This window comes from Glaesserella sp., assembly GCF_041814905.1.
In the GTDB taxonomy this organism is placed as follows: Bacteria; Pseudomonadota; Gammaproteobacteria; order Enterobacterales; family Pasteurellaceae; genus Glaesserella.
In genome coordinates, this window is sequence record NZ_JBGXYA010000008.1 from 1 (window position 1) to 9,388 (window position 9,388).

Sequence of the window (9,388 nt, forward strand, 5' to 3'; positions counted from 1 at the left end):
ATCTTGCTCGGTCGTATAAACAAGCAAGTAGATGAAATCTTGATTTGCCGTTGGGGTGAGGCTGAGTTCCGCTTGATATTGTGCCGGACTTAAACCGCGTTCTTCGCTGAATTTAAATTGGGAAGACGGATAAGTCATCGCCGGGTTAAATTGTGCATCTAAAATCAATGCGTTCGGGACGAATACCGTATTATCTTTTTGTACCGGGCTTGTGATGTCGAGTTTAATCGTACCTTGATTGGCGGGGATTTTGTATGCCACAACCGAACCGCTTGCGCCCGCTAATTTGTTCGCGAGTGTTGCCACATTCGTCTCATTATTTTGTGAAAGCGTAATATCTTGCCATTGAATTTTGGCTAATTCCGCTTTTGTCGGTTGTAATGGTGCGGCAGCAAGTTGTGATGCGAGAAATAGGCCCGAAAGGAAAAGGGCAATGTTGGTTTTCATAAATCCTCCGAGAGTGAATAATGGGGGTAATCTAATAAAATTCCCTCCCCCGTTTACGGGGGAGGGGTAGGGAGGGGGATAAAATTGTAAAATTTTAGTGAAAAGTCACCGCTTGTATTCCCCTCCCCCTAGCCCCCTCCCGTAAACGGGAGGGGGAACTTACTTATTACCACCAAGCTTCAAATTGAACGCCGCCGATAAACTCGCCGTCTTTCGCTTTATAACCGGCGTTTGTACGGTTTGCGGTGTTGAATTTGTCGTTCCAGTGAGCGTATGTACCGAATACACGGATTGCTGGTCTTGCCCAAATGCTTGAGCCGGCTTGCCATTGTTGGGCAATGGTGTATTTCGCTAAGTTGTTTTTCTTACCTGTCGCTTGATCTTTGATCACATCGTAGCCGACTTCCGCAAGGGTACTCATGGTTTCAGTCCATTTATACATTGGACGGATACCTGCGGAGTACCATGTTTTGCCTTGGTTGTTATCTAAGTCTGTTTTTTCATAGATTAAGGCATACATCACTTCTACTTTGTCGCTGGCTTGAACTACACCTTGGTTGATTAAGCGGAGCATATGACCGCGGTTGCTGGCTAAAGAACCTTGTGCATGACCGTTATTCCAAGAAGTCATGGAGTCTTTCGCATATTGTGCGGTAAATTTATTGAAACCGCCGAAGAAGTTACCTTGAGTATATTCTGCGGTAATCATGTAACCGTTTTTGGTTGCATCGTTATTGACATAAGCCGAATCGTCTTTTTTGTGAGCGTTAGCGTAGTCAAAACCAAGTTCTAATGAACCGTCTTTCCAAAGCTCAATGCCTGCTAAACGAACATCAAAAATATCGTTGTATACATCTTTATCTACTGAACGATCGCTCTTATAGCTTTTGGTTGCATAATCGTAGTAATAAGAGAATGCACCGCCCGCTTCCGTATCACGTGTTACTGCTAAAGAAAGTTTACCAAAGCCTAAATCAATGTTTTCAACCCCTGCACCCGGACCTGAAATATCCCAGTAGTAGAAGTCGTTCATATGAACATCATGACGTTGGTAGAAACGTTTACCAGCCCATAAAGTTGCACCTGGTAAGCTGTCTGCAAAGTTTTTGAATTGTACGTTTAATTCACGTAATGCCGGGCTTGTTTCTGTCCAGTCATTGTTGTGTAACGTACCACCATAAGCTACGTTGGTATCGAAATAAATTGATTTTTCGCCCGATTTATATAATTCTTGACCAAGTTTTAACTCAGCGTAAGTGTCTGATTCATTACCTAAACGATATTTTGAACCGCCGCCGTTTACGGTAAAGGCAGATTGTTCACCGCCGCCTGATGTCCAGCCGATGCCTGAACGGGCATAGCCGTGGAAATCGACCGCAAACGCAGAAGTTGAAAGTAATGCACCTGAAATAAGGGTTGCTAGCAAGCTTTTATTGATATTCATAGGAAACTCCTTAAACTTTTTAAAATAGAGACTTTTGAGCGAACTCATACGTCCTGAGGTTTTACATTATGAAAAAAATCGTTATACGCCTTGTTCTTTAAACAAGCGTTTGCACGCGGTGCCGTCTTCTTTAAATAAATGGCAACGGTTCGGATTAATACCGACGGACAGTTCGTCTCCTTCCTTCACTAAAACGATGTCATTTTGGCGATAAACCAAACTTTGTTTAATCGGAGGCATTTCGATGTAAACTTGAGTTTCATTCCCCAATTGTTCGACGACTTTCACCGTGCCTTTGATACAAACTTCGCTTTGATCGCAAGGCAGCAGATGTTCCGGACGGATACCTAACGATAGGTTATCGCCTACTTTTACGCCTTTTCCTTCTACCGGCACCCAGAAATTCAGATGCGCCGAATCCGGTAATTCGATTTTTACCGCATCTTGGCGGACTTCGACGACACGGACAGGGATAAAATTCATTTTTGGTGAGCCGATAAAACCAGCAACAAAACGGTTTGCTGGGTAGTGATACAACTCCAACGGCTTACCGATTTGTGCAACGTTGGTTGCAATTTGCGTGTTATTACCGAGTGCTTGTAGTACCACGATTTTATCCGCCAAAGTCATGGCTTCGACTTGGTCGTGGGTTACGTAAATCATGGTTCTGCCTAATTTTTTGTGCAGTTTGGAAATTTCGACACGCATTTGTACACGCAATGCCGCATCCAGGTTAGAGAGCGGTTCGTCCAATAAAAATACTTCAGGTTGGGAAACGAGGGTACGGCCAATCGCTACACGTTGACGCTGACCGCCGGAAAGTTCTTTCGGTTTACGTTGCAGTAAGTGCGCAAGCTGCAAAACTTCAGCAACTTGATTAACCCGTTGCTCAATTTCCGCTTTGGATTTACCGGCAAGTTTTAAGCCGAAAGACATGTTTTCCGCCACATTTAAATGCGGATAGAGGGCGTAAGATTGGAACACCATACCGATGTTGCGTTTGGCAGGCGGAACGTCATTCATGCGTTGTTCACCGATATATAAATCGCCGGAAGTGATGTCTTCCAGACCTGCAATCATTCTTAATACGGTTGACTTTCCACAGCCTGACGGACCGACAAAAACAACAAATTCACCTTCCTGAATATCTAAGTTAATATCACGTGAAATATGTACATCACCATATGATTTATTGACACCAACGAGCCTTACATTTGCCATTCTGAACTATCCTCTACCTGACTGTTTTTGAATGCCGTTAAGCTTAATCATCCGTCACACGGTTGAAATCATACTTTCGAAAAAATTTTCAGCATTTACAAAAAATTTTTTTTGCTTTCGTTTTGGCATGAAGTGTGACGCAGATCACAATTTACCCACTCTTTTTTGTGAGTAAGCTCACAATTTTCAGCAGAGAGATGTAAAGTGTGAAGTAGATCACTAAATAAATCCTGAGGGGGGAGATGGGGGGAGGATGAACTCAAAAATGAAATCCTTCACTATGTCGCCGACAACATTCTATCCCAACTAATATGAGGAAAATTCTATGAAAAAACTAACAAAAACCGCTCTTATCGTTCTAGCCGGCGTATGTTTAGCGCAAGGTGTTAATGCTAAATTGGTAGAAGGACAATTAAATATTTGGATTAATGCGGATAAAGGTTATAACGGCTTAGCGGAAGTCGGTAAAAAATTCGAAGCCGAAACCGGCGTTAAAGTCATTGTTGAGCACCCGAGCAAATTAGAAGAATTATTTCCGCAGGTAGCGTCAACAGGCGACGGTCCGGATATCATTATTTTCGCTCACGACCGTATGGGCGGCTATGCACAATCCGGTTTATTGGCGGAAGTACAGCCAAGCGCAGAATTTAAAGCAAAATTATCGGATATCGGTTGGGAGGCGACCAAATATAACGGTAAACAAATTGCTTATCCTATCGCTATCGAAGCGCTCTCTTTGATTTATAACAAAGACTTAGTACCGACCCCGCCGAAAACTTGGGAAGAAATTGAGAAGTTAGACAAGGATCTGAAAGCGAAAGGTAAAAATGCGATCATGTGGAACCTTGCCGAACCGTATTTCACTTGGCCGATCATCTCTTCTCAAGGCGCTTATGCGTTTAAAGTGACACCAAACGGTTATGACGTGAAAGATGTCGGCGTAAACAATGAAGCGGCACAAAAAGGCTTACAGTTCGTCGTGGATCTTGTGAAAAAGAAAGTCATTAATGCCGACACCGATTATTCCGTTGCGGAAGCATCGTTCAATAAAGGTAATACCGCAATGACGATTAACGGCCCTTGGGCGTGGGCAAATATTGAGAAAAGCGGCATTAACTACGGCGTAGCCGTATTACCGACATTAAACGGTCATGCCGGTAAACCTTTCGTCGGGGTATTGAGTGCGGCGGTGAATGCTTCAAGCCCGAACAAAGATTTGGCGAAAGAGTTCTTGGAAAATCATTTATTAACCGACGCCGGCTTGGATACGGTCAATAAAGATACGCCGTTAGGTGCGGTTGCGCTTAAGAGCTACCAAGAAAAATTAGCCGCAGACCCGCGTATTGCCGCCACGATGGCGAATGCGGAACACGGTGAGATTATGCCGAATATCCCGCAAATGAGCCGTTTCTGGTATTCGGAAAAAGCAGCAATCGATAATGCCGTATCCGGTCGTCAATCCGTGAAAGCAGCACTGGATGAAGCACAAGCGAAGATTGAGAAAGAGTAATATTTTTTAATTGTAGGGGTGGGGTTTATCCCCACCCGGTAAAATATTTATATCATTTCGGGCGGGGATAAACCCCGCCCCTACGAATGCTTACACAAGCGGTCACTTTCTTATAATGTTTTGCAATTTCCTCTTCGTAGTTCTCAAACAAGGAAACTAAAATGCTAACCTCAACTCACACCTCTATTTCACCTATTCAGCTTTGGGGTAAACGGGCGCTTGTCGGCTTGCTTTACCTTGTTGCTTTTTATTTGGTATTTACCATCTATTTGCAGGGTGAAATTTTATTTGCGTTATTGACCTTAGTCGTCGTGACTTCCGGTATTTTTGTCTTTAGTTCGGAACGGGCTTATCGTTGGCGTTATCTCTTCCCGGGCGTTTCCGCATTAGGTATTTTTGTGGTCTTCCCGCTTGTTTGTACTGTCGTGATCGCCTTTACCAATTACAGCGGTTCAAACCAACTTGCTTTTGAGCGTGTGGTCAGCCAACTGCAAAGCCAACGCTATTTTTCGGGCGAACGTTACGATTTCAAATTACTTGAAACGCCGAACAGTCAATATCAATTAGTCCTTGAAAATAAAAATTTGCAAAAAACTTACCTTTCCGCACCGCTTGCATTAAGCGAATTGAAAGGGGAAATCAAATTGGAAGAAGCAGCGGCGTTACCTGAAGGCAATGTCGCCCCGCTTAGAATTGTCACTCAAAACCGCCAACAGCTTCAAAGCCTTAATGCGGTTTTACCGAGCAACGAAATGCTCACTATGAGCTCGCTCCGTCAATTTTCCCAACAAAGCAGCCGTTTCAGTTTTGATCCGGAAAGTCAAATTTTAACCAATCACGAGACGAACGAGCGTTATAAACCGAACAATGACGTCGGTTTCTTCGAGCAGATTGATGACCAAGGTAACTTCACCGGTAAACGGGTTGAGCCGGGTTATACGGTCACAATCGGCTGGCAAAATTTCGTCAAAATTTTAACGGACGAAGGGGTACAAAAACCGTTTATCCAAATCTTTATCTGGACGGTGACGTTTGCGTTCTTAACCGTGGTCTTTACGACGTTGCTCGGTATGATTTTTGCGTCATTAGTCCAATGGGAGCCGTTAAAAGGCAAAGCGGTGTACCGTTTATTACTTATCCTACCGTATGCCGTGCCGGGTTTTATTTCCATCCTTGTATTTAAAGGGTTGTTCAACCAAAGCTTCGGGGAAATCAACTTAATTTTAGATAATCTGTTCGGTATTCGCCCGGAATGGTTTAATGATCCGTTCTTAGCCAAAACGATGTTGCTGATTGTGAATACTTGGTTGGGTTATCCGTACATGATGATCGTTTGCATGGGCTTATTGAAAGCGATTCCGCACGATTTATATGAAGCCTCCGCCATTGACGGTGCAACGGTATGGCAAAACTTCACCCGTATCACGATGCCGCAGCTGATTAAACCGCTGATGCCGTTGATGATTGCCAGCTTTGCGTTTAACTTCAATAACTTTGTTCTGATTCAGTTGTTAACCCAAGGTCGTCCGTCCATGATCGGCACCAGTACACCGGCAGGTTATACCGACTTGTTAGTGAGCTATACCTATCGTATCGCCTTTGAAGGCAGCGGTACGCAAGACTTCGGTTTAGCAGCGGCAATTGCCGTGATCATTTTCTTACTCGTGAGCGGATTGGCGTTGTTCCAAATTCGTTTGACGAAGTTGCAGCAGGATTAAAAAAGTATGAAAAGCAAGTAATTGACTTCGATCTACCCCCTCTTTGCTAAAGAGGGGGACTAGTTAGATGATAAAATCTATAACTTATAAGGAATTTCTTATGGCTATCGTTCAACCTAAATCAATGAAAGCGCGCTTATTTGCAACGCATTTCTTTCTCATCACATTCTGTGCGTTGATTATGTTCCCCCTATTGATGATCTTAGGGATCTCGCTTCGCCCGGGTAACTTGGCATTAGGGGAAATTATTCCCAGTGAAATTTCCCTTGAACACTGGAAGTTGGCGTTAGGTTTCAGCGTCACGAATCCGGACGGGACGGTCACACCGCCACCGTTCCCGGTATTGTTGTGGTTATGGAACTCAGTCAAGGTGGCGGGAGTCACGGCGATTATCACGCTTGCTCTTTCCACGACGGCGGCGTATGCCTTTGCACGTTTACGTTTTGCCGGTAAATCCATGTTGTTACAAAGTATGTTGATTTTCCAAATGTTCCCGGCAGTGCTTTCACTTGTGGCGTTGTATGCGTTATTTGACCGTTTAGGGGCATATGTGCCTTTCTTAGGTTTAAACACGCACGGCGGTTTGATCTTCGCTTACCTTGGTGGTATCGCAATGCACGTTTGGACAATCAAAGGTTACTTTGAAACCATCGATAAATCATTGGAAGAAGCCGCCGCACTTGACGGCGCAACACCATGGCAGACGTTCCGTTTGATTTTATTACCATTGTCCGTCCCGATTTTAGCGGTGGTCTTTATCCTTGCCTTTATCTCGGCGATTATTGAAGTGCCGGTCGCTTCCCTCTTGTTACGTGACGTCAGTAACTACACCTTGGCGGTGGGTATGCAACAATATCTGCACCCGCAAAACTATCTGTGGGGTGACTTTGCGGCGGCGGCAATCTTATCCGCGATTCCGATCACTGTGGTCTTTATCATCGCACAACGCTGGTTAGTCGGCGGATTAACGGCTGGTGGGGTGAAAGGGTAATTTGATAAATGAAACATTTTCGCTTTTGCTTCGATTCAGTTCCCCCTCTTTGCTAAAGAGGGGAGTTTGATCGGAGGAAATATCCAATTAACGACAAATTAGAGAATAATAACAGTGAAACAAAATCACCCATTTTTAAATCGTTACTTCGTGGATGAACACGGTCGCCGTGTTTACGCCCAACCGTCCGTTTACGGCAAAGTGGCCAAATTACTCGGTTTGCAAAAAAGTCGCAAAATCCTACCGCTTGTTAAAGTGGTCAAACAAGGCGAGCAAGTCTTTATTCCGCTTTTTGTGGCGGATAAAACCCAGACCATTCACGCAAATTGGACATTAACCCTTGAAAGCGGTGAGATTTTAACGGGAAAATGCAAACGTAATAGCATTGATCTGCCTCGTGATTTACCCCTTGGTTATCATCAATTAAGTCTAAACGGCACAACCGCAGAATGTCGCATTATCATTACCCCTGAGCGGGCATACCAACCGAAAGAACTTGCAGAGCATAAAAAATTATGGGGGGCGATTTTACAGCTTTATACCCTACGTTCAGAGCAAAACTGGGGGATTGGCGATTTCGGCGATTTAGCGGAATTTTTAACGAAATTAGCGGAAAAAGGCGGTGATTTTGTCGGTTTAAATCCAATTCATTCGTTATTCCCAGCCAATCCTGAAGGGGCAAGCCCATACAGCCCGTCTTCTCGTTTATGGCAAAACGTTATTTATATTGATGTTGGTGCGATTGACGCTTTCCGACAAAGCCGTGAAGCTCAAACTTGGTTTAATTCAGCGGATATTCAACGCCAATTAAACGAAGCTCGCCAAAAAGATTATGTCGATTATTCGCAGGTGATGCAGTTAAAACTGCAAGGTTTGCATTTGGCATTCGATCAATTTAAACAACAAGATCAAACTGAGTTCGAGCAATTTATCGCCGAAAACGGCGAAGCCTTAAAAGTTCAAGGTACTTTTGACGCTTTACACCAATGGCTGTCTTCTCAATTCAGCGAACAATGGGGCTGGAACTGCTGGGACGCAAAATATCAAGATTATCACACCGCTTGCGTGCAACAATTCCAACAAGAACAGAGCGATTTAGTCCGTTTCTATATGTGGTTGCAATTTGTGGCACAACAACAGCTCAAAGCCTGTAATGAGCTGGCAAAACAACTCGGTATGCCGATTGGCTTCTATCGTGATTTAGCCGTTGGTGTGGCGGATAACGGAGCGGAAACGTGGGCGGATAAAGATCTGTTCGTGTTAGGCGCATCGGTGGGCGCACCACCGGATATTATGGCACCGCAAGGGCAAAACTGGGGATTATCGCCAATGCACCCTGAAGTGTTGCAAGAACGTGGCTATCAGCCGTTTGTCGATTTATTGCGTGCCAATATGAAAGATTGTGGCGCATTGCGTATCGACCATATTCTCGGCTTTGCTCGTTTATGGTGGGTATCGAAAGGCGACTCGGCGAAAAACGGCGCTTATGTGAAATATCCGTTGGAAGATTTACTTTCAATCTTAGCTCTTGAAAGCCAACGTCACCAATGTTTAATCATTGCCGAGGCGTTAGGAACAGTGCCGAAAGGCATGTTGGAAACCCTTGAAAACAAAGGCATTTTAGCCTACAACATTTTCTATTTTGAGTACGATCACCAAGGTAGCAAACCGTTGGCGAACTACCCGTATCAAGCCATGACGACGTTAAGTACCCATGATTTACCGACGGTAAAAGGGTATTGGCAAAGCTATGATTTTGATTTAGGGCAACAATTCGGGGTGTACCCGAATCCGCAAGTATTGGATATGCTAAAACGTACCCGCCTACGTAATAAAGCAGAAATCCGTAAAGCGGTAGAAAATAGCGGACAAGTGTTAGATGCCGACAGCGATAATGTCAGCCAACGTTTCAATCATCAATTACAAAGTTATGTGGCGGATACGAACAGTGTACTATTCGGCTCCCAACCGGAAGATTGGTTGAATATGTTAGAACCGGTGAATATTCCCGGTACCAGTACCGAATATCCGAACTGGCGTCGCAAGTTGAGTACGAC

General features: G+C 44.3%; 7 protein-coding genes. 4 read left to right on the top strand and 3 right to left on the bottom strand.

The annotated features are described in order from the left end of the window. From ACEYJ7_RS00970 to malK, 3 genes are all read right to left on the bottom strand, one after another. A partial coding sequence (locus ACEYJ7_RS00970; RefSeq protein WP_373777165.1) for a MalM family protein occupies positions 1-447 on the bottom strand: 447 nt, incomplete at its 3' end. Positions 448-613: 166 nt separating this feature from the next. Then, the gene (locus ACEYJ7_RS00975; protein WP_373777166.1) at positions 614-1,891 is read right to left on the bottom strand and encodes a maltoporin; all 1,278 of its coding nucleotides are present in this window, start codon (positions 1,889-1,891) and stop codon (positions 614-616) included. A gap of 81 nt (positions 1,892-1,972) precedes the next feature. Then, positions 1,973-3,112: a maltose/maltodextrin ABC transporter ATP-binding protein MalK gene (gene malK / locus ACEYJ7_RS00980; protein WP_373777167.1), complete on the bottom strand. Its 1,140-nt coding sequence runs from the start codon at positions 3,110-3,112 to the stop codon at positions 1,973-1,975. A gap of 325 nt (positions 3,113-3,437) precedes the next feature. Here malK and malE point away from each other — a divergent pair, with 325 nt between their 5' ends. The 4 genes from malE to malQ form a co-directional block, all read left to right on the top strand. After that, positions 3,438-4,622 (top strand): maltose/maltodextrin ABC transporter substrate-binding protein MalE, encoded by a 1,185-nt coding sequence (malE, locus tag ACEYJ7_RS00985; protein WP_373777168.1) that lies wholly within the window; start codon positions 3,438-3,440, stop codon positions 4,620-4,622. Positions 4,623-4,783: 161 nt separating this feature from the next. After that, entirely contained in the window at positions 4,784-6,340 is a 1,557-nt protein-coding gene (gene malF, locus ACEYJ7_RS00990) for a maltose ABC transporter permease MalF (RefSeq protein WP_373777169.1), read from the top strand. Positions 6,341-6,440: 100 nt separating this feature from the next. Beyond that, positions 6,441-7,331: a maltose ABC transporter permease MalG gene (malG, locus tag ACEYJ7_RS00995; RefSeq protein ID WP_373777170.1), complete on the top strand. Its 891-nt coding sequence runs from the start codon at positions 6,441-6,443 to the stop codon at positions 7,329-7,331. Between the two features lie 114 nt (positions 7,332-7,445). Further along, positions 7,446-9,388: 4-alpha-glucanotransferase (malQ, locus tag ACEYJ7_RS01000; RefSeq protein WP_373777171.1), on the top strand; the 1,943-nt coding region annotated here is incomplete at its 3' end.